The following is a 20,800-nucleotide window of genomic DNA, read 5'->3' on the forward strand; positions in this document are numbered from 1 at the left end:
CCCAAAAACCGAATGGTAACCATGTCCGGCTAGAGTGATCACGTGACCAATTCCCCGACGATTCTGGTGTTCGATTCCGGCCTTGGCGGGCTCACGGTCCTGCGTGAGGTCGTGGCCGCGCGCTCCGACGCGCATTACGTCTACGTCGCGGACGACGCCTTCTTTCCCTACGGCCACCACAGCGAGGACGAGATCATCGCCCGCGTGGTGCCGCTGATAGGGGAATTGGTCGGCACGCATGATCCTGACCTCGTCGTCATCGCCTGCAACACGGCGTCCACCCTGGTCCTATCGCATCTGCGCGCCGCTTATTCCCTGCCCTTCGTCGGCACGGTACCGGCGATCAAGCCGGCTTGCGCGCAGTCGAGGAGCCGGCGCGTGTCGGTGCTCGGCACCAAGGGCACGGTGAAGCGCGAATACACCAAGGCGCTGATCCGGGATTTCGCGCAAGGCTGCGAGGTGACACTGGTCGGTTCGCCCGAGCTGGCTGCGCTGGCTGAAGCAGAGCTCAGCGGTTCTCCCGTCAGCGACGACGCCATCCTCGCCGAGCTCGCCCCGTGTTTCGTCGGCGATGCCGGGGACGCAGGCGCACGCACCGACACCGTGGTGCTCGCCTGCACGCATTATCCACTGCTGCTCGACCGGCTGAAAAAGCTCGCGCCCTGGCCGGTCGACTGGATCGATCCGGCGCCCGCGATCGCCCGCCGCGTCTCGGATCTGCTCGGCGCGCAGATCAGTGGCATCGCGCAGTCCGGCGCCGAGATGATCTTCACCTCGAACCGCGTCCATGGCCTTTCGGCCACGCTGATGCCGTTCTTCGGCGGCCGGATTCCAGCCTGAGCTTGCGCCTCGACGGCGCGCTGCTAGGCTCCGCCCTCGTCGTTTCCTGCAGGTTCTTCCCATGTCGGTCCCCGCAACGCCGCTCAACCGTCTCCGCCAGCTCTGGCGCGAGGATCGTCCCGCCTTCGGCGCGATCGCGACGATCCCGAGCGTGCAGACCGTGCAGATCATGGCGCGCTCACTCGACTGGATCATCGTCGATCTCGAGCATGGGCCGATTGGACTGACCGAAGCACATGCGATGATCGCGGCCACGACCGGCACACCGTGCACGCCGCTGGTGCGGATCGCGGCGAACGAACCGTGGCTTGCGAAGGCACCGATGGACATCGGCGCCTTCGGCATCAATTTCCCGATGATCACCAATCGCGCGGAGGCCGAGAAAGCGGTGCGCTGCGTGCGCTATCCACCACGCGGCGATCGGCTCTGGGGTCCGTTCCATGCACCATTCCGCTGGGGCCAGTCGATGCCGGACTACATGGCCAGCGCCGACGACGAGATGATCTGCATGATCACCATCGAGCACGTCGACGCCGTCAACCGCATCGACGAGATCATGGCCACGCCCGGCATCGACGTCGCTGTGATCGGCCCCGGCGATCTCGCCACCTCCATCAACAAGCGCGGCCAGATGGACGATCCGGAATTGCTGGAGCTGGTGGCGCGGGCCGAGGCCGGCATCCTCAGGAGCGGCGTACCGATCGGCGGCGTGGCGCGTACCGCGGACCAGGCCAATGCCCTGGTCGATCGCGGCTACCGCGCGATCGCGCTCGGCTTTGACTGGTCCCTATTCCAGCGCGGCATCATGGCAGCGTTCGAGGGGATCAAGCGCTAGCCTTGAGCCTTTGCCGGGAGTTTTGCCGGGAGTCTTGCCGGGAACCACGGCGCTGCTAGGGTCAGTCGTTCCAGGGAGGAAAAACCATGCTCAAAAAGACTTTGCTCGCTCTCGCCTTCACCGGCCTCGCTGTTGCGGCCTTCGCCCAGCAGCCCGGCATCAAGCGCACCCCGCTCCAGAAGGTCGAATTTCCCGATGGCTACAACACCATCACCGCCATCGCGGAGGTCCCGGCGGGCGGCGCGGCCGGTCGCCATACCCATCCGGGCATCGAGACCGGTTACGTGCTCGAAGGCGAGCTCAATCTCCTCATCGACGGGCAGCCGGAAAAGACGCTGAAAGCCGGCGATTCCTACCAGATCCCGGCGGGCGTCGTGCATGACGCCAAAGCCCACGGTGACAAGGCTATGAAAGTGCTTGGGGTTTACATCGTCGACAAGACCAAGCCGTTGGCCTCGCCGGCGCCCTGATGCGGCGAACCGACCGGCCCCATGCGGGTTGGTTCGTGCTAGAGCAGGCGGCGAGCGGGAACCCGCTCGCTGCACAAACTTTAATCAGGGGAAACCAAAGAGCGATGCGCGGGACGCCCAAGACCATTTCGCTGCCGCGTCGCCTGATTATCGACCTCATGCACGCATCGATGGGCGTGCCCTTCGTGTCCCTGTCCCGTTCGCTCGATATCGGCCCCCTGCAGGAGGCCCGCGCGGGCGCGATGGCACCAGCCGGCTGGGCGGCGATGTTCGTCAAGGCTTTTGCCCTGGTCGCCAGGAACGAGCCGGTCCTGCGTACCGTCTATGCCAAATGGCCCTGGCCGTCGCTTTACGAGCTCCCGAAGAGCGTGGCGTCGGTGGCCATTGCCCGGGTCGAGGGCGGTGAGGAATGCGTGATCCCGCAGCGAATCGTGGCTCCCGAGGCCATGACCCTGGCTGAGGTCGACGCCGAGATCCGGCGCGCCAAGACCGCCCCGATCGATGAAATTCCCATGTTCCGCAAGATCATGCGGGTGACCCGTCTGCCGCTGCCGCTGCGGCGGCTGTCCTGGGCGATAGGACTGAATTTCGGCCGGCAGCGCGGCAACTGGTTCGGCAGCTTCGCGGTGAGCTCGGTGGCCGCCTATGGTGGCGGCGAGCTTCACCCGATCACGCCCGGCCCCTTCATCGTCAGCTATGGGATGGTCGGGCCTGACCAGACCATCCATGTCGTGATCCGCTGGGATCACCGGATCACCGATGCCGCCCCGATCGCCCGGGTCCTGACCCGGCTGGAACAGGTCCTGAACACTGAAATCGCTGCCGAATTGCGGGCGGCCGGGTCGAAGCCGATCCGGGCGGTCGGGACGTGAGTCCGGGCCATTCGCATTGACAGCGAGCCCCAAATCCCCCTAAAAGCCGCTTGCTCGCGGGCCGATTTCGGCCCGCGAAGCGTTTCGCGACCCGTGGTCCTGTCCCTTAAGCTTTGGGGATCGGACCTGTCAGTGCCGGGCTAGCCCGTCACACAGGAGGGCGCGTTTCCTCAAACCAAGTACCTGAAGAGGACGCGATGACTAAGCGCAGTGAGGCGAAGTACAAACTCGATCGCCGTATGGGCCAGAACATCTGGGGCCGCCCGAAGAGCCCCGTGAACCGCCGCGAATACGGCCCCGGCCAGCACGGCCAGCGCCGCAAGGGCAAGCTCTCCGACTTCGGCGTGCAGCTGCGCGCCAAGCAGAAGCTGAAGGGCTATTACGCCAACATCTCCGAGCGTCAGTTCCACAGCATCTATGTCGAGGCCAGCCGTCTCAAGGGCGATACCGGCGAGAACCTGATCGGCCTGCTCGAGCGCCGTCTGGACGCGGTCGTGTACCGTGCCAAGTTCGTCTCGACGATCTTCGCCGCGCGCCAGTTCATCAACCACGGCCACGTCAAGGTGAACGGCCGCAAGGTCAACATCTCGAGCTATCTGGTCAAGCTCGGCGACGTTATCGAGGTCAAGGAATCCTCCAAGCAGCTCGCTCACGTCCTCGAAGCCAGCCAGCTCTCCGAGCGTGACACCCCCGACTATCTCGAAGTCGACCATGGCAAGATGACCGCGAAATACATTCGCATCCCGCACCTCTCCGACGTGCCGTTCCCGGTGCAGATGGAGCCGCATCTGGTCGTCGAATTCTATTCGCGCTGATAATTGCAGCATCGACAAAGGCCCCGGTTTTCCGGGGCCTTTTTGGTTGTTAGCATGCCATTGATGTCTCGCACGGCCGACCAACTCGTCAACACTCATCCTTCGGCAACGCCGACTGAAGCGGCGCTCGGAGCGTGGGAGGCCCTCTCCCGCGACGAGCAGATCTGCCGATATCAGGGGCTGTTCGCTCAGCCCGATTGCAATATCTTCGCTGCCGACACGCCAGATGACATCCTGCTCGCCGCGCGACAGCGCGTCGCTCAACGTTCTCGTGGCTAGTTCAGGTCATTGGGACACGCACGCAACACGTTGCCATTGTTCGACTAGAGAATGAGACCAGCCATGCTCTACACCCCTCCCCCGATCGATCCCAAAGCGCCGCCAGTGCGCATCAATCTGCTCTCTGACACGCAGACAAAGCCGACACCCGCAATGCGCGAGGCGATGGCGCGGGCGGAGGTCGGCGACGAGCAGGTCGGCGACGATCCGACCGTGAATGCGCTGTGCGAGCGCGTCGCCGAGCTGCTCGGCAAGGAAGCCGCCGTGTACATGCCGTCAGGCACGATGTGCAACGTCACCGCAACGCTGGTGCATTGCCGCCCCGGCGACGAGATCCTCGCCCATGAGAGCGCCCATATCATCGCGCGCGAAGGCGGCGCGCATGCCGCGATCGGCGGCTTCCAGGTCACGCAGTTGAAGGGACCCGACGGCCAGTTCACGCCGGAGACCTTTCGCAGAGCGCTGCATCCGCGCACGCGCTACCAACCGCCACAGACGGTGGTCAGCGTCGAGCAGACCGCCAATATCGGCGGCGGTACGGTCTGGAAGAAGGCCGCGCTCGACGAGATCGTCGCGATCGCGAAACAACATGGTCTCGTCACCCACATGGACGGCGCGCGCCTGCTCAACGCCACTGTCGCGAGCGGCATCTCCCCGCGCGACATGACCGCGGGCTGGGATTCGGCCTGGATCGACTTCTCGAAGGGCTTGGGCGCGCCGATCGGCGGCGTGCTGGCGGGCTCGCGCGCCTTCATCAATGCGGTCTGGCAGTGGAAGCAGCGGCTCGGCGGCTCAATGCGACAGGCCGGAATCTGCGCGGCGGCTTGCATCTACGCGCTCGACCATCATGTCGAGCGGCTCGCCGACGATCACGCCAATGCGCGCGCGCTCGCCCGCGGACTGTCGCAGATCGCAGGCGTCGAGGTGCAGGAGCCCGAAACCAACCTGGTGTTCTTCAAGCCCGATGGTGCCGGCATTCCCGGCGACAAGATGGTCGCGGCGCTGCGCCAGCGCGGCGTGACGCTTGCGATGATGGATGGCCGCATCCGTGCCTGCACCCATCTCGACGTCAATGCGAGCCAGATCGAAGAGACGATCGGATATATCCGCGAGATCGTGCGCGGAGCGTAATCACCGCCCCATCGCCTGGTAGATCAACGTCTTCAGCGCCAGCTGAATCCGGCCGCGCTGCGTCGGAGTCTGCACCATGAAGATCCCGAACAGATGGTCCTCGGGATCGATGAAGAAGAACGTGCCGCCGACGCCGTCCCAGCGATATTCGCCGAGCGGCCACGCCGTTCCGGGGGGCACCGAGGTGCGCACGGCGAAGCCGAGACCGAAGCCGGAAGATCCGCCCGGATAATAGTTCTGGTCGCGCGCGATCTTCGTCTCCGGCCCGATATGATCCGAGGCCATCAGCGCGATGGTCTCCGGTTTGAGATAGCGCCGGCCGTCATAAGTGCCGCCGTTGAGCAGCATCTGGGCGAAACGGGCGTAGTCGCCGACCGTTCCGACCATACCGCCGCCGCCCGATTCCCATGTCGCGGGCTGCCTGATGTCGCGGACCTGCGTCGTCGGATTGATATTGCGATCCCCCGGCATCGGCTCGGCGATGCGCGGGAATTTGGCGGGATCGGCGACGAAGAAGGCCGTCTCGGTCATGCCGAGCGGATCAAGCAGCCGCTCCTTCTCGAACTGCAGCAGCGTCTTTCCCGCGATGATTTCGATGACGCGGCCGAGCACGTCGGTGGAATAGCCATAGTCCCACACCGTGCCGGGCTGCTCGACCAGCGGCAGCGTGGCGATCTTGGCGGCGAATTCGGCGTTGGTCAGATTGCTGTTGAAGAGATTGGCGTCCGCGTAGAGCTCGCGCACCATACCGCCGCCGTAATAGCCGTAAGGCAGCCCGGAGGTGTGGCGCAGCAGATCCTTGACCGTGATGGGTCGCTCCAGCGGCTCCAGCGCCAGGGCGACTTTGCCGTCCTCGGCCTTCTTTTCGATGCCGACCTTCATGCCGGCGAAGGCGGGAATGTATTTCGAGACGGGATCGTCGAGCGACAGCTTGCCCTCCTCAACCAGCATCATCGCCATGACTGAGGTGACCGGCTTCGACATCGAGTAGAGGCGGAAGATCGTGTCCGCGCTCATCGATAACTCGGTCGCGACGTCGCGGACGCCGAAATCCTGGTAATACACCGGCTTGCCGTGCTGCTGAAGCAGCAGGATGGCGCCGGGAATCTTGCCGGTGGCGACCTCGTTGCGGATGTAATCGGAAACCTTCGCCAGCCCCGCAGGCGAGAGCGTGCGGGCCGCAGGTCTCTCCGAGCCTGCCTTCGTAACGATGCCGCCGGCGAGAAGGACGAGCGCCGCGATCAATGCGCGGCGCCCGAACATGTCAGTTCTCCATCGCTTCATAAACCAGCTGCTTCAATGTTCGCTGCACGCGCTGGCGCTCGGTCGGGGTCTGCTCCAGCAGCACGAAGAACATGTCCTGCTTGGGATCGATCACGAAATAACAGCCGGAGGCGCCGTCCCATTTTAGTTCGCCGAGATCGCCGGGCGGCGGCGGTTTTGCGTTGCCGGGGTCGGTGCGCACCGCAAGTCCAAGACCGAAGCCGAAACCATCGCCGGGGAAATAGAAATAATCGCGATCGACGCCCGACTTGGGGCCGATCTGGTCGGTCACCATCAGCTTGAACGTCTCGGGCTTGAGAATCGTCTTGCCGTTGAGACTGCCGCCCTTGAGCAGCATCTGCGTAAAGCGCTCATAATCGGCCATGGTCGTCACCATACCGCCGCTGGCGAACTGGATCTTCTTGATCACCGTCGGATCGTTGATCCGCCCGACCCGGAAATCGCTGTCGTTCGGCACCGGCTGCGCCAGCAGCTTCTGCTTCTCGGGATCGGTGACGAAGAAGCCGGTATCGACCATGCCGAGCGGGTCGAGCAGCTTCTCCCGCTCGATCTCGATGAGCGGCTTGCCGGCCGCGACTTCCATGACCCGCGCCAGGATGTCGGTGGAATGGCCGTATTGCCACAGCGCGCCCGGCTGGTTGTGCAGCGGAAGTTTTGCGATTCGCTCGGCGAACTCCGCGAGGTCGAAATCGCCGGCATAGATGTTGGCATCGCGATAGGCCTTGCGGACCAGGCTGTCGCCATAGAAGCCGTAGGTGACGCCCGAAGTGTGCGTCATCAAATCGTGCACCGTCATCGGCCGGCTCGGCGGCACGAGATCGAGCGACTTGGTGCCGTCCTCGGCCTTCTTCTCGACGCCGACTTTCATGTTGGCGAAGGACGGAATGTATTTCGAGACGGGATCGTCGAGCTTGATCGTACCTTCCTCGATCAACTTCACTGCGACGACGGAAGTGATCGCCTTGCTCATCGAGAACAGGCGGAAGATCGTCTTGTCCGTGATCGGCGCCTTGCTGACCGCGTCCTGCACGCCGAAGACTTCGTGGTAGACCGGTTTGCCATGTTGCTTGATGAGGACGTTTGCCCCTGCGATCTTGCCGGTCGCGACCTCGTTCTTGAAGAACTCGGTGATCCTTGCGAGCTTGTCCGGATTGAAATGCGCGCCGGCCGGAATCTCGTAGGTGCCCTCCGCCCGCGCGAGCGACATCGTACCCAACGACACAAGCGCGGCGCAGACCAGCGCGCGCAGTCCAGACTGTAAAATCATATCCCCTCCCCGGAACATGGCCCGGCGGAGTGTACCGACCGCGTCATCAGGCACAAGGGCCGCCGTACCGCGCCAAAACGTCCGCGTGCAGAGTCGAGCTCTTTTCCGAGAAACAACAAAATATGACGTCGACGACCAGCGGCGCGGCGGGAAGGGCTTCAATTGTCGCATGGACCGCAATCTTCGCCGCCTGGTCGGCCGGAAAGCCGTAAACCCCGGTCGAAATCGCGGAGAACGCCACGGAGGTCAGCCGATTGGCCCCGCAGAGCTCAAGCGTACGGCGATAGCATGAGCCCAGCGCCGGCGCCTCACCGCGAGTGCCGCCGTGCCAGACCGGGCCGACCGCATGGATCACATGGGGTGCAGGAAGAAGGTAACCCTTCGTGATCTTGGCATCGCCGGTCGGGCATCCTCCGAGCTTCCGACACTCGGCCAGAAGCTCGGGCCCGGCCGCCCGATGGATCGCACCATCGACGCCGCCCCCACCCAGCAGCGACGTGTCGGCCGCGTTGACGATGGCGTCAGCGCTCAGCGTGGTGATGTCAGCGACGATGACCTTGAGCTCCGCGCCGCCGATCCGGCGCGTTAGCTGGGTCACCTATCAGGCCGCGACAGCGACGCCCTTTTCGGAGAAGAGCTGCTGCAATTCACCGGCCTGGAACATCTCGCGGACAATGTCGCAGCCGCCGACGAACTCGCCCTTCACATAGAGCTGCGGGATGGTCGGCCAGTTCGAAAAGTCCTTGATGCCGTTGCGCAGTTCGGCGGATTCGAGAACGTTGAGGCCCTTATAGCCGACGCCGATGTGGTCGAGAATCTGGACGACCTGGCCGGAGAAGCCGCACTGCGGAAATTGCGGTGTGCCCTTCATGAACAGAACCACGTCGTTCGACTTCACTTCGTTGGCGATGAATTCCTCGATGCTCATATCCGTGTCCTTCTGGGGCGGAGCCCACTCCAATTGCTTCGGGCTGGCTCAGCCGATCTAACCCGATCCCTGCCTATATATGTAGCCCAAACCGTTGTGCATCCAAAGTAAAATGGCGGCGAGCGGTCCCTGGGCGGACCGCTCTCGGCAGCAGCGGCCCATTGCATGATGGCACGAATATCATAGCCGAGGAGGACTTTCATACCGTCACGGAGCCCCTATCTAGGACGAACCCGGCGTTTTGGAACCCGACAACGCCAACAACGTTCTCTTGTCCTGTCTGGAGAAAAACGTGACGAAACCAGCCTCCGTTACGGCCCCCGCCCCGTCACCGTCGGCCGATTTGGGCGGCCTTGCCCAGAGGCTGGAAGACGCGTTTCTCAACGTCCGCGACGAGACCGAGCGCCGGGCCGCACCGCTGTCGCCGGAGGATCAGCAGATCCAGTCCATGCCGGACGCGAGCCCGACGAAATGGCACCGGGCGCACACCACCTGGTTCTGGGAGCAATTCGTGCTCGGCGAGCACTGTGCGGGCTACCGGCCCTTTCACCCTGACTTCGCCTTCCTGTTCAATTCCTATTACGTCAGCGCCGGCCCACGCCATTCCCGCAATCACCGCGGCGATATCACCCGTCCGAGCGCCGATCAGGTCGGCGCCTATCGAAAACATGTCGACGCTGCCGTCGTGACATTCTTCCGCGACGCCGGCGAGGACAAGCTGCGCGAGATCGCGCCGCTGGTCGAGGTCGGCCTCAACCACGAGCAGCAGCATCAGGAATTGATGTTCACCGACATCCTGCACGCCTTCGCGCAGAACCCGATCCCGCCGGCCTATGATCCGGACTGGCGCTTCCCGGCCGCAACGCCGGCCAGCGAGGATTGGCTGACGCTGAACGAAGGCATCCACACCGTCGGTCATGTCGACGAGAGTTTTCATTTCGACAACGAGAAGCCGGCGCATCGCGCCCTCGTCGGCCCGGTCAAGCTCGCACGCAATCTCGTCACCAATGGCGAATGGCTCGCCTTCATGCGCGACGGTGGCTACCGGACCGCAACGCTGTGGCTGATGGACGGTTTTGCGGCCGTGAACAACGAGGGCTGGGACGCCCCCGGCCATTGGCGCGAGATCGACGGCCAGTGGCACGTCATGACGCTGGCCGCCCTCAAGCCGGTCGATCCCGACGCGCCCGTCTGCCACGTCAGCTATTACGAGGCTGACGCCTTTGCGCGCTGGGCCGGAAAACATCTGCCCACCGAGATGGAATGGGAGGTCGCGGCCCGCGCGGGCCAGCTCAACGATGCGTTCGGCATCGTCTGGCAGTGGACGCGATCGTCCTACTCGCCGTACCCCGGCTATCGCGCCATCGAAGGCGCGCTCGGCGAATACAACGGCAAGTTCATGGTCAACCAGCTGGTGCTGCGCGGCTCTTCGCTTGCAACCCCGGAGGGGCACAGCCGTATCACCTATCGTAACTTCTTTTATCCGCACCACCGCTGGCAATTCACGGGACTGCGGCTCGCCGACTACGAGTAAAATTCTCATCCGACGACAAATGCGCGCCGGACAGCGCGTTCAGGAGAGTATCATGAATGTGCACGCCAGCGCTTTGGCCGAAGCCCATCTTCCCGACGAACAAACCACCGCTTTTGCCCGCGAGGCCATCGAGGACCTCTCGCAGCAGCCCAAAAAGCTGTCGCCGAAATATTTCTACGATGCGGCCGGATCGGAATTGTTCGAAGCGATCACACGGCTGCCGGAATATTACCCGACGCGCACGGAGCTGGCGATCCTGAAGGAGCGTGGCAGCGAGATCGCAAAGATCATTCCGGAGCACGCGGCGCTGGTCGAATTCGGCGCGGGCGCGACCACAAAGGTTCGCCTGCTGCTCAACCATTGCAAGTTCGCGGCCTATGTGCCCGTCGACATCTCGGGCGACTTCCTGACGGCGCAGGCGAACGGCCTGAAGCGGGATTTTCCGTCACTCGGCATCTACCCGGTGGCGGCCGACTTCACCACACCGTTCGAGCTGCCCAAGGCGGTGGCGACCATGCCCAAGGTCGGGTTCTTCCCGGGCTCGACCATCGGCAATTTCGAGCCGCATGAAGCGCAGGCCTTCCTGAAGAGCGCACGCGCTATCCTGGGCCGCGGCGCGCAGATGATCATCGGCGCCGATCTCGAGAAGGAGGAGCGCCTGCTCCACGACGCCTATAACGATGCCGCCGGCGTCACCGCGCGTTTCAACCTCAATGTGCTGGTACGGATCAATCGCGAACTCGGCGGCAATTTCGACCTCTCCGCCTTCACCCATCGCGCGATCTACAATCGCGAGCGGCACCGCATCGAGATGCACCTGATCAGCAAGAAGAGCCAGACCGTGCGCCTGCTCGGCACCAGCTTTTCGTTCCGCGCGGGCGAGAGCATCCACACCGAGAACAGCTACAAATACAGCATCGAGCGCTTCGCCGCGCTGGCGCAGGGCGCAGGGTGGCGGGTGCGCGAGAGCTGGACGGATGCCGCGAAGATGTTCTCGGTGCATGCGCTGGAGGCGGCAGAGTAAGCGCTCCGGCGCCAATGGCGCCGGCTCAATGCTCCTCGGCTTGTTCCGGCGTCGATCCCAGCGAGACCGACTCCCACACCGCGACGACGATCATGATCACCGTCGCGGCGACCGACAGCCATAGTGGGGACAGTTCGGCGGCGAACCACGACAGCGCCAGAAGCAGAATGATTCCGATGCCGTGCGAGAGCTGGAGGAAGCCGCGGATCGCATGCTTGAACAGGATGGTGCCGACCAGGAACAGCAAGGGACCGCCGATCGTGCTCACGATGATCCTGATATCGGAATGCCCGACCGGATGCTTCAGCACCAGCTCGTCGGAGACCGCGGTCAGGATGATGCCGGCGACGATCGGCATGTGCAGATAGGTGTAGGCGAGCCGCGCCAAACGGCCGGATTCGGCGGATTTCGAGATGCGCTCGGCGCCGGCCTCGGCGCCCTTGTGGAAATAGACCCACCACATCGCGATGCTGCCGACCAGCGCGGAGACGAAGGCCAAAATGTTGTCCGCGGTCCAGTCCAGTTCGGCAAAGGTGGCGCCGTTGACGACGACGGCCTCGCCAAGCGCGATGATGACGAAGAGCGAGCAGCGCTCGGCCATGTGGCCGCCTTCGACCGCCCAGGCCTCGACCGACGAGAAGCCCAGCTTGGGGACCCAGAAGCGCACTGCCGGCGAGATGTATTCGATCGTCAGCGCCACGATCCAGAACCATAGCCGCACCTCGTCATGGGCGAGGCCGCCGAGGATCCAGAAGATCGCGGAAACCGAGAGCCATGTCAGGATGCGGATCGCATTGTGCCGGACCGCCGTTCGGTGGCGCGGAGTCGCAAACATCCAGAAGGCGGTGCGCCCGACCTGCATCGTTGCGTAGGCGATCGCAAACCACAGGCCCCGCCCCTCGAACGCGGTCGGAATCGTCGTGGACAGCACGAGGCCACCCAGCATCATCAGGAAGATCAGGATGCGGACCGGCGTCAGTTCGGGATCGAGCCAGTTGGTGACCCAGGCGGTGTAGACCCACACCCACCATACCGCGAGAAACAGCACCGCGACGTGCACCGCACCGAGCGGCGTGAAATGGTGCAGCAGTGTGTGCGAGACCTGCGTGATCGCGAAAACGAAGACCAGGTCGAAGAACAGCTCGGCATTGGTGACGCGGCTGTGCTGGTTCGGCAGGATGACGCGAAACATCGCGCCGCGAGGATTGTCCGCAGCCATCGTCATGCCCCCGTCACGATCGGATCAGGCGCCCGGCACCCCGGTTTGCAGCGCCAGCGCATGCAGCACGCCGCCCATCTGGCCGCGCAGGGACTGATAGACGATCTGGTGCTGCTGGACGCGGGACTTGCCGCGGAAGGTCTCCGAGATCACGGTCGCGGCATAGTGATCGCCGTCCCCGGCGAGGTCACGGATGGTCACCTCGGCATCGGGGATCGCCGCCTTGATCATCGCCTCGATATCGTGGGCGTCCATTGGCATTCGGGTCGTGCTCCTGTCTCGGCTGCAATCAGCCTTGTCGTCGAATCGCTGCCGGGGTCCGGATCTGCAAAGCCAAACTTGCCGGCGGGGCCAAACTTAGCGTGAACGGCCTTCTACGTCACGCCTTCCGGCACTATATCGGTGATCCGATCTGGATAAAGCCACGACAAAGTGCCGCGCGCGGCAGAGTGATCGAAAAAGGCGTGAAATCATGAAACTTCCAGGGCCCGACCACCCCATCACCATCACCCCAAATCCCCGGCGCGTCCGGGTCACGGCCGGCGATATCGTGATCGCCGAGACCACCAAGGCGCTGACGCTGAAAGAGGCGAAATATCCGGCGGTGCAATATGTGCCGCGACAGGACGCCAACATGGCGCTGCTGGAGCGCACCGACCGCGTCACCCACTGCCCCTACAAGGGAGATGCGAGCTACTACAGCGTCAAGGCCGACGGCAAGACGCTGGACAACGCGATCTGGACTTATGAGGCGCCCTTCCCCGCGATGACCGAGATTTCCGGTCATCTCGCCTTCTACCCGGACAAGGTGAAGATCGAGGAAGTGGGGTAAGCCCACATAGGGCCCGCCGTCATGGCCGGGCTCGTCCTGGCCATCCACGCCCTTGGCTGCCGCGGATACAAAAAACGTGGATGCCCGGGACCCGGCTCCGCCAAGGCGTCGCCGGGCTACGGGTGTTGGGCCGGCGAAGCTTCAGCGAAGACGGCAAGCCCGGGCACGACGACTGGGAATGCCGACGCGAACCCCGCTACGCCCTGAAGATCGTGAGCCCCAGGATCAGCAGCACCAGGAAAATCGCGACGAACACATAGAACAGGAAGCGGGCGATGTCGGCGGAGGCGGCCGAGATGCCGGTGAAGCCGAGCACGCCGGCCACGATCGAGACAAGTAAGAAGATCAGCGCCCATTTCAGGATCGTCATCGCCAGCTCCGAAATTGGACCGCCTGTCGCGGCCCTCAAGCCCTTTTGGCGAACGCTAACTGCGTTGCAGGGAACTGGTTCCTAGCGGCAACGGGCCCTGCGGGCGTCCCAAACGACCCTTGCTGAATCCGGTTCCCGGCGGCAAAGTCCCGCAGGGACGGAAAGCGCGACCGGGGCGGCCACGATGACGATGTCACATTCAGCGACGATCGGAGCAGAGGCGCATGCGGCGCCGAAGGCCAAGGCGCGCAATCTGTCGCTCGATCGCGCCCGCACCTTCCTCACGCTGGTGGTGCTGCTGCACCACGCCGTCATTCCCTACACCTATTTCGGGCACACCGATCCGGCGTCCTGGGCCGGTTTCGACGTGGTCGTGCTGGCCACCGACAGCTTCTTCATGGCGATGTTCTTCTTTCTGTCGGGACTGTTCACCTGGCCCGGCATCGCGCGCAAGGCGCCGTCGGTCTTTCTCCGCGACCGCCTGTTGCGGCTCGGACTGCCGTTCGCGATCGCGGCGTTCACCGTCATCCCGCTCGCCTATTACGCGATCGCGCTGCGGCACGATCCCGGGCTGAGCTTCACCGCATTCTGGTGGAAGACGATCACGGTTGGCCCGTGGCCGAGCGGCCCGATCTGGTTCGTGTGGGTGCTGCTGGCATTCGACCTGACCGCAAGCCTGCTCTACCGGGTCTCCGCGCATCTGGTCGATCCGGGCAACCGCGTGTCGCTGCGCGGATTCGACCAGCCGGCCGTATTCTGGCTGCTGCTCGTCGTCGTCACGACAATCGCCTACGTGCCGGCGCTGCTCTATTTCGGCGGCAGCAAATGGTTCGAGCTTGGGCCGTTCTCGGTGCAGGCCAGCCGCATCCTGCTCTACTTCGCGTATTTCTTCATCGGCGTCAGCGTTGGAGCCGCGAATTTCGAGCGCGGCATCCTCAGCGCCGGCGGCCAGTTGCCGAAACAGCGCTGGCTGTGGGTGATCGCCACGCTGATCCCCTACTGCCTGATGTGGGTCATGATCTACATCAAGCGCGAAGTTCTCGGTAATCCCGACCCACAGCCGCACTGGTACCAGGCGATCTACGGCACGTTCTTCGTGCTGTTCTCAGGCTCGATCCTGCTCGCGATCCTCGCCTTCTTCCTGCACCAGAAGTCGCCGGGACCGAACCTGCTCGACCGCATGCAGGCGGATGCCTACGGCATCTTCCTGGTGCACTACCCGATCGCGCTGTGGATTCAGTACGCGCTGTTCGATTACAGCTGGCCTGCGATCGTGAAAGCCGCGATCGGCTTCGTGCTCACGGTGATCCTGAGCTGGGGACTGACGGCGGGCTTACGGAAAATTCCGGGGGCCTCGCACGTGTTGTGAGGCCGAGCTCTTTCCATTCGTCATTGCGAGGAGCTCTTGCGACGAAGCAATCCAGAGTGCCTCGGCGGTGAGGCTCTGGATTGCTTCGCTGCGCTCGCAATGACGGAGTTTGCGGAAGCGCGTCCTACGCCGCCTTGCCGCCCATATACTCCGGCAGCCAGCGCTCGAACGAGGTCCGCAGCGCCTCTATCGTCACAGGCGCCTCGCCCGCGATCGCGATCGCGTCGCCGCCGGTGGTGCCGATCCGCACGCAGGGCACCTCGCAGCCGCGCATCTTGGCGAGCACGCGGCCGGCCTCGGTTTCAGGCACGATGACGAGATACCGCGCCTGGTCCTCGCCGAACCAATAGGCCTGAGGCACCAACGAGGTTGGCGCCGCGAGCAGTTTGGCGCCGATACCGCTCGCCATCGCCATCTCGGCAAGAGCGATCAGCAGGCCGCCGTCGGAGAGATCGTGCACGGCGGTCGCGGTGCCCGCATGGATCATGCCGCGCACGCAGTCGCCGTTGCGCTTCTCGGCGGCGAGATCGACCGGCGGCGGCGCGCCCTCCTCGCGACCGCAGATGTCGCGCAGGTAAACCGACTGGCCGAGCCAGCCGTGAGTTTCGCCGATCAGGAGGATCGCCTCGCCTTCGGCCTTGAACGCGAGCGAGGCTGATTTGGTGAAGTCATCGAGCAAACCGACGCCGCCGATCGAAGGCGTCGGCAGGATCGCGCGGCCATTGGTCTCGTTGTAGAGCGAGACATTGCCTGAGACGACCGGGAAGTCGAGCGTGCGGCAGGCTTCCGAGATGCCCTTCAGGCAGCCGACGAACTGGCCCATGATCTCGGGCCGCTCGGGGTTGCCGAAATTGAGATTGTCGGTGATCGCGAGCGGCTTGCCGCCGACCGCAGTGATGTTGCGCCAGGCTTCCGCCACGGCCTGCATGCCGCCCTGATAGGGATCGGCCTCGCAATAGCGCGGCGTCACGTCGACGGTCAGCGCCAAGCCCTTCGGGCCGTCCTGCACGCGGACCACGGCGGCATCGCCGCCGGGACGCTGCATGGTGTTGCCGAGAATGACGTGGTCGTACTGCTCCCAGACCCAGCGCTTGCTGCACATATCGGGCGTGCCGATCAGCTTTTCGAGCGCGGCACCGAGCCCCATCGGGGCCGCCACTTCGCGCGCGTGCACGACCGGCAGCGCGGCCGAGGGGACATGCGGGCGGTCATAGAGCGGCGCCTCGTCGCCGAGCTCCTTGATCGGCAAATCGGCCATGACATCACCGCCATGCTTGACCACAAAGCGCTTGCTCGGCGTGGTGTAGCCGACCACGGCGAAATCGAGGCCCCACTTCTTGAAGATCGCCTCGGCCTCTTTCTCCTTCTCGGGCTTGAGCACCATGAGCATGCGCTCCTGGCTCTCCGAGAGCATCATTTCGTAGGCGCTCATGCCGATCTCGCGCGTCGGCACAGAGTCGAGATCGAGGTCGACGCCGAGGTCGCCCTTGGCGCCCATCTCGACCGCCGAGCAGGTCAGGCCAGCCGCGCCCATGTCCTGGATCGCGATGACGCAGCCCTTCTCCATGATCTCGAGACAAGCCTCTAACAGCAGCTTTTCGGCGAAGGGATCGCCGACCTGCACGGTCGGACGCTTCTCTTCGGACTTGTCGTCGAACTCGGCCGAAGCCATCGAGGCGCCGTGGATGCCGTCGCGGCCGGTCTTGGAGCCGAGATAGACGATCGGCATATTCACGCCGGAGGCGGCCGCATAGAAGATCTTGTCGGTATCGGCGAGGCCGACCGCCATCGCGTTGACGAGAATGTTGCCGTCATAGCGGGTATGGAAACGGACCTGGCCGCCGACCGTCGGAACGCCGAAGGAATTGCCGTAGCCGCCGACCCCGGCGACGACGCCGGAGACGAGATGCCTGGTTCTGGCATGTTCGGGCGCGCCAAAACTCAGCGCGTTGAGGCAGGCGATCGGACGCGCGCCCATGGTGAAGACGTCGCGCAAGATGCCGCCGACACCGGTGGTGGCGCCCTGGTACGGCTCGATGTAGCTCGGGTGGTTGTGGCTCTCCATCTTGAAGACCACGGCCTGGCCGTCGCCAATGTCGATCACGCCGGCGTTCTCGCCAGGACCCTGGATCACCCAGGGCGCCTTGGTCGGCAGACCCTTCAGATGGAGGCGCGAGGATTTGTACGAGCAGTGCTCGTTCCACATCGCCGAGAAGATGCCGAGCTCGGTGAAGGTCGGCTCCCGCCCGATCAGCTTCAGAATGCGCTCATACTCGTCGGGCTTGAGCCCGTGGGCGGCAATCAGCTCGGGGGTGATCTTGGGTTCGTTCTTCATGGATTAGAGGCTTTCGACGGCGGTGGGCCGTTCTTAGGAACATCGGACGGCTTGGAAAAGCCCTTTATGGCGCATTTTCCCGCTGTCCCACGTTTTGCGGCCGGGGGCTGCGGGAACAGGAATTGCACAGCGCGGACAGATCGGATTTAAGGGCAAACGACCCGCAATTGAAGGCCCATTTCCTTGCACGAATTGACCAAAGCGCCCCCGCCTCGCCGCCCCGACCTCCACGTCGCCACCGATGGGGAATTCCAGGGCTGGCGAACCTGGATTCGCGACAGTTTTGAGAGCCATATCGGCCCTTTCTGGCACAAGATCGAGGACGACGGCAGCGTCCGCTCGGCGTTCCGGGTCGAGAAAAAGCACCTCAACGGCTCCGGAAACGTCCATGGCGGCTGCTTCATGGCGTTTGCCGACTACTGCCTGTTCGCGATCGCCACCCACGAGCTGGATGGGCCGGCGGTGACCACCAATTTCGCCTGCGACTTCCTCGACGCGGCGCGCGAAGGCGAGCTGATCGAATGCGTCGGCGAGGTCTCCCGCGCCGGCGGCTCGTTGATCTTCCTGCGCGGCAAGCTGACATCGGGCGGGCGGCCGCTGTTCACCTTCTCCGGCACGATCAAGCGGGTGAAGCGGAAGCCGGCACCGCAGCCAAACGCATAGCTCGCCGCCTTCCCTTTTGGCGTCCCCTCGCCCAGACTTGTGTCCAGCGCTGTCGCGCCGGGGAGCGATATCAAGGTGCCGCAGAGCACACCGCCGACGGCTCGCGCCACGGCCTCGCAATTGCCGTCCATGCCCGCCACAGGCGCGCGCAACTGGCGCGACTATGCGCTGCTGGTCGCGCTCGCCTGTTGCTGGAGTTCAACCTATCCGCTGGCCAAGCTCGCGCTGGATACGATCCCGCCCGTGACCTTCATCTCGGCGCGCTCGCTGATCGCGGCTGCCTTCCTGTTCGCGATCCTGTGGATGCGCGGCGTCAGGATCCCGACCGATGCGAAGGCCTGGAAGCTGTTCGCGGTCCAGCAATTGATCAACTCGACCTTCCCGTTCCTGATCATCACGTGGTCGCAGCTCTATGTGCCGGCCTCGAACACGGTGGTGCTGGCCTCGACCACGCCGATCTTCGCCTTCCTGATCACCTCGTTGATCACGCGCCACGAGCCGGCAACGCTGCTGAAGCTCTTGGGCGCGCTCCTCGGCCTTGCCGGCACCATCGTCATCGTCGGCCTCGATGCGCTGCGCGGCTTCGGTAGCGAGATCGTGGCGGAGATCGCCATCCTGCTCGCCACCATCTCCTTTGCCTGTGCCACGATCTTCGGCCTGCGGCTGTCCGAATACGACCCGATGGTGGTGGCGGCCGGTTCGCTGCTGTTCGGCGGGCTGGTGCTGCTGCCGCCTTCGCTGATCATCGACCAGCCCTGGACGCTGCACCCGACGCCGACGGCGATCATAGCCACCATCATCATGGGGATCGTCTCCAGCGCCTTGGGGCTGATGCTGTTCTACATGTGCCTGGGACGGCTCGGCACGCTGACGACGAACGCGCAAGGCTATCTGCGCATCCCGATCGGCGTCGGCCTCTCCGTGCTGCTGCTCGGCGAGAGCGTGCCGTCGAACCTGGCGCTGGGCCTGGTGCTGGTCATGGCGGGCGTCGCCGCGATGACGGTGCCGACGGAACGGCTGAAACGACGCTAGCTATTACTTGGCGTCGTCAGCCAGCATCTTGCGGTACTTCTCGACGTCGCGCGTCACGAGCTTTTGCAGCACCTCGGGCGTGTGCTCGTCGGCATCGGGTGCCACGGTCGAGAGGTCGGCGAACCGCTTCTTCACCGCGTCGGTTTCGACCGCCGTGCGTGCAGCTGCATTCAGCCTGGCGATGACCGCCGGCGGGGTCCCCTTGGGCGCGAACAGGCCGTTCCAGCCCTGCGCCTCGAATTCGGGCAGGCCGGCTTCGGCCGACGTCGGCAGGTCCGGCAATGTCGCGAGCCGCACGGTCGAGCCGACCACGAGCCCGCGCGCCAGCTTCTCGTTGATCGACTGCGACACGGAGGCTGCCGCATCGCAGACGCCGTCGATCTGGCCGCCGATCGCATCGGTGAGCGCGGGCGCGGCGCCGCGATAGCCGACCAGCGTCGCGTCGATGCCGGCGGCCGTGACGAAGCTCTTGCAGATCAGGTAATTCGAAGAGCCGACGCCGGCATGGCCGAGATTGATCTTGCCGGGATTGGCCTTGGCGTAGGCGATGAACTCCTTCAGGTCCTTCGCCGGAAAATCCTTGCGCACGGCGATGATGCCGAACGTCTTCGCCACCATGGCGATCGGCACGAAGGAGTCCGGGGTAAACGGCAGTTTGGGATAGATGGTATAAGTCGCGGCGTTGGTGCCGGCATTGCCGATCGCAATGGTGTAGCCGTCGGGCTCGGCGCGGGAGGCGCGCGCCAGCGCGGTCGATCCGCCGGCGCCGGCAACGTTCTCGATCACGATGGTCTGGCCGAGCGCGATGCCCATCTGCTCGGCAACGGTGCGCGCGATCACGTCGGACGTGCCGCCGGCCGCGAACGGCACGATCATGGTGACGGGACGCTTGGGGAAGTCCTGCGCGAACGCGGCCGTCGCGAATGCAACGACGGCGACAGCGGCCGCCAGCCGCTTCAGCACGAACGCAATCACGCGGCCTTTTCCAGATGCGCGGTGAGGCCGGCGAACAGTCCGCGGCCGTCGGTGCAGCCCATGATGTCTTCGACGTGGTTTTCCGGATGCGGCATCATGCCGAGCACGTTGCCCTTGTCGTTGACGATGCCGGCGATGGATTGCGCGGCGCCATTGATGTTGCTGATGTCGTCGATCGCGCCGTCGGCCGAGCAATAGCGGTACAGCACGCGACCGTCGCCTTCGAGCCGCTTGATGGTCTCCGCGTCCGCCGCATAATTGCCCTCGCCATGCGCGATGGGCACGCGGATCACCTGCCCCGCATTGTAGCCGCGCGTGAACGGCGTGTCGGAGCGCTCGACGCGGAGATGCACGTCGTGGCAGATGAATTTCAGCCGCGCATTGCGCATCAGGACGCCGGGCAAGAGCCCGGATTCGCAGAGGATCTGAAAGCCGTTGCAGACGCCGAGCACGAGGCCGCCCTTGGCCGCATAGTCGCGCACCGCGTCCATCACCGGCGCCCGCGCCGCAATCGCGCCGCAGCGCAGATAATCGCCGTAGGAGAACCCGCCGGGCACCACCACGAGGTCGGTGCCATCAGGTAGCGACGTCTCGGCGTGCCAGACCATCGCGGGCTCGCTGCCCGAGATCAGCCTCAAGGCACGCGCCATGTCGCGCTCGCGGTTGATTCCGGGAAAGACGAGGATGGCGGCTTTCATGGCAGAGGTTCCGAACGAGGATTAAAAT

The 20,800-nt window shown here is 64.4% G+C and carries 23 protein-coding genes; 13 read left to right on the plus strand and 10 right to left on the minus strand.

Going from position 1 to position 20,800, the window contains the following annotated elements; all coding sequences use genetic code 11:
• Positions 1–42 precede the first annotated feature (42 nt).
• The 7 genes from murI to IVB45_RS24320 all read left to right on the plus strand — a co-directional run bounded on the left by murI (position 43) and on the right by IVB45_RS24320 (position 5,242).
• Positions 43–840 (plus strand): glutamate racemase, encoded by a 798-nt coding sequence (gene murI / locus IVB45_RS24290; protein ID WP_247362421.1) that lies wholly within the window; start codon positions 43–45, stop codon positions 838–840.
• A 61-nt stretch (positions 841–901) separates the two neighbouring features.
• A complete protein-coding gene (locus IVB45_RS24295) occupies positions 902–1,675 on the plus strand; it encodes an aldolase/citrate lyase family protein (protein ID WP_247362423.1) in 774 nt (257 codons plus the stop codon).
• Positions 1,676–1,761: 86 nt separating this feature from the next.
• On the plus strand, positions 1,762–2,145 hold the full coding sequence (locus IVB45_RS24300) for a cupin domain-containing protein (protein ID WP_247362425.1): 384 nt from the start codon (positions 1,762–1,764) through the stop codon (positions 2,143–2,145).
• A 104-nt stretch (positions 2,146–2,249) separates the two neighbouring features.
• Positions 2,250–3,017 (plus strand): acyltransferase, encoded by a 768-nt coding sequence (locus IVB45_RS24305; protein ID WP_247362428.1) that lies wholly within the window; start codon positions 2,250–2,252, stop codon positions 3,015–3,017.
• Positions 3,018–3,214: 197 nt separating this feature from the next.
• Complete coding sequence (gene rpsD / locus IVB45_RS24310; RefSeq protein WP_007602315.1) at positions 3,215–3,832, plus strand: 30S ribosomal protein S4; 618 nt, start codon at positions 3,215–3,217, stop codon at positions 3,830–3,832.
• Positions 3,833–3,895: 63 nt separating this feature from the next.
• Entirely contained in the window at positions 3,896–4,111 is a 216-nt protein-coding gene (locus IVB45_RS24315; protein WP_247362430.1) for a hypothetical protein, read from the plus strand.
• A gap of 63 nt (positions 4,112–4,174) precedes the next feature.
• Positions 4,175–5,242: a threonine aldolase family protein gene (locus IVB45_RS24320; RefSeq protein ID WP_247362431.1), complete on the plus strand. Its 1,068-nt coding sequence runs from the start codon at positions 4,175–4,177 to the stop codon at positions 5,240–5,242.
• Here the strand turns inward: IVB45_RS24320 and IVB45_RS24325 are convergent, their stop codons facing one another.
• Genes IVB45_RS24325 through grxD form a run of 4 tightly spaced genes read right to left on the minus strand, consistent with a single transcriptional unit; the run spans position 5,243 to position 8,721 of the window.
• Positions 5,243–6,505 (minus strand): serine hydrolase domain-containing protein, encoded by a 1,263-nt coding sequence (locus IVB45_RS24325; RefSeq protein ID WP_247362433.1) that lies wholly within the window; start codon positions 6,503–6,505, stop codon positions 5,243–5,245. It lies immediately after the preceding gene.
• 1 nt (position 6,506) lies between these two features.
• Positions 6,507–7,793: a serine hydrolase domain-containing protein gene (locus IVB45_RS24330; RefSeq protein ID WP_247362435.1), complete on the minus strand. Its 1,287-nt coding sequence runs from the start codon at positions 7,791–7,793 to the stop codon at positions 6,507–6,509.
• Positions 7,794–7,839: 46 nt separating this feature from the next.
• On the minus strand, positions 7,840–8,391 hold the full coding sequence (locus IVB45_RS24335; RefSeq protein ID WP_247362437.1) for an O-acetyl-ADP-ribose deacetylase: 552 nt from the start codon (positions 8,389–8,391) through the stop codon (positions 7,840–7,842).
• Between the two features lie 3 nt (positions 8,392–8,394).
• Positions 8,395–8,721, minus strand: coding sequence for a Grx4 family monothiol glutaredoxin (gene grxD / locus IVB45_RS24340; protein ID WP_063995769.1), 327 nt, complete (start codon positions 8,719–8,721; stop codon positions 8,395–8,397).
• A gap of 241 nt (positions 8,722–8,962) precedes the next feature.
• Between grxD and egtB the strand changes: the two genes are divergently transcribed.
• A complete protein-coding gene (gene egtB, locus IVB45_RS24345) occupies positions 8,963–10,255 on the plus strand; it encodes an ergothioneine biosynthesis protein EgtB (RefSeq protein WP_247362439.1) in 1,293 nt (430 codons plus the stop codon).
• A gap of 52 nt (positions 10,256–10,307) precedes the next feature.
• Positions 10,308–11,279, plus strand: a complete 972-nt coding sequence (gene egtD, locus IVB45_RS24350; RefSeq protein ID WP_247362441.1) for an L-histidine N(alpha)-methyltransferase — start codon at positions 10,308–10,310, stop codon at positions 11,277–11,279.
• 25 nt (positions 11,280–11,304) lie between these two features.
• Here the strand turns inward: egtD and IVB45_RS24355 are convergent, their stop codons facing one another.
• Positions 11,305–12,498: a low temperature requirement protein A gene (locus IVB45_RS24355; RefSeq protein ID WP_247362808.1), complete on the minus strand. Its 1,194-nt coding sequence runs from the start codon at positions 12,496–12,498 to the stop codon at positions 11,305–11,307.
• A 24-nt stretch (positions 12,499–12,522) separates the two neighbouring features.
• The gene (locus IVB45_RS24360) at positions 12,523–12,759 is read right to left on the minus strand and encodes a BolA family transcriptional regulator (RefSeq protein WP_007602284.1); all 237 of its coding nucleotides are present in this window, start codon (positions 12,757–12,759) and stop codon (positions 12,523–12,525) included.
• Between the two features lie 211 nt (positions 12,760–12,970).
• Here IVB45_RS24360 and IVB45_RS24365 point away from each other — a divergent pair, with 211 nt between their 5' ends.
• Positions 12,971–13,330 (plus strand): DUF427 domain-containing protein, encoded by a 360-nt coding sequence (locus tag IVB45_RS24365; protein ID WP_027567668.1) that lies wholly within the window; start codon positions 12,971–12,973, stop codon positions 13,328–13,330.
• Between the two features lie 196 nt (positions 13,331–13,526).
• Here IVB45_RS24365 and IVB45_RS24370 read toward each other — a convergent pair whose 3' ends face one another.
• The gene (locus IVB45_RS24370) at positions 13,527–13,700 is read right to left on the minus strand and encodes a DUF1328 domain-containing protein (RefSeq protein ID WP_007602280.1); all 174 of its coding nucleotides are present in this window, start codon (positions 13,698–13,700) and stop codon (positions 13,527–13,529) included.
• 190 nt (positions 13,701–13,890) lie between these two features.
• Between IVB45_RS24370 and IVB45_RS24375 the strand changes: the two genes are divergently transcribed.
• Positions 13,891–15,069, plus strand: a complete 1,179-nt coding sequence (locus IVB45_RS24375) for an acyltransferase (protein WP_247287448.1) — start codon at positions 13,891–13,893, stop codon at positions 15,067–15,069.
• 124 nt (positions 15,070–15,193) lie between these two features.
• Here IVB45_RS24375 and purL read toward each other — a convergent pair whose 3' ends face one another.
• A complete protein-coding gene (gene purL, locus IVB45_RS24380) occupies positions 15,194–17,404 on the minus strand; it encodes a phosphoribosylformylglycinamidine synthase subunit PurL (protein ID WP_247362442.1) in 2,211 nt (736 codons plus the stop codon).
• 183 nt (positions 17,405–17,587) lie between these two features.
• Between purL and IVB45_RS24385 the strand changes: the two genes are divergently transcribed.
• Entirely contained in the window at positions 17,588–18,067 is a 480-nt protein-coding gene (locus IVB45_RS24385) for a PaaI family thioesterase (protein ID WP_027518848.1), read from the plus strand.
• Between the two features lie 75 nt (positions 18,068–18,142).
• A complete protein-coding gene (locus IVB45_RS24390) occupies positions 18,143–19,099 on the plus strand; it encodes a DMT family transporter (RefSeq protein WP_247362445.1) in 957 nt (318 codons plus the stop codon).
• A 3-nt stretch (positions 19,100–19,102) separates the two neighbouring features.
• On the opposite strand, the gene IVB45_RS24395 is transcribed toward IVB45_RS24390, so the two are convergent.
• Complete coding sequence (locus tag IVB45_RS24395; protein WP_247362448.1) at positions 19,103–20,074, minus strand: tripartite tricarboxylate transporter substrate binding protein BugD; 972 nt, start codon at positions 20,072–20,074, stop codon at positions 19,103–19,105.
• On the minus strand, positions 20,071–20,772 hold the full coding sequence (gene purQ, locus IVB45_RS24400) for a phosphoribosylformylglycinamidine synthase subunit PurQ (RefSeq protein WP_247362452.1): 702 nt from the start codon (positions 20,770–20,772) through the stop codon (positions 20,071–20,073). Before purQ ends, IVB45_RS24395 begins: the two co-directional genes overlap by 4 nt.
• Between the last annotated feature and the right edge of the window lie 28 nt (positions 20,773–20,800).

The sequence above is a fragment of the Bradyrhizobium sp. 4 genome, from assembly GCF_023100905.1.
In the GTDB taxonomy this organism is placed as follows: domain Bacteria; phylum Pseudomonadota; class Alphaproteobacteria; order Rhizobiales; family Xanthobacteraceae; genus Bradyrhizobium.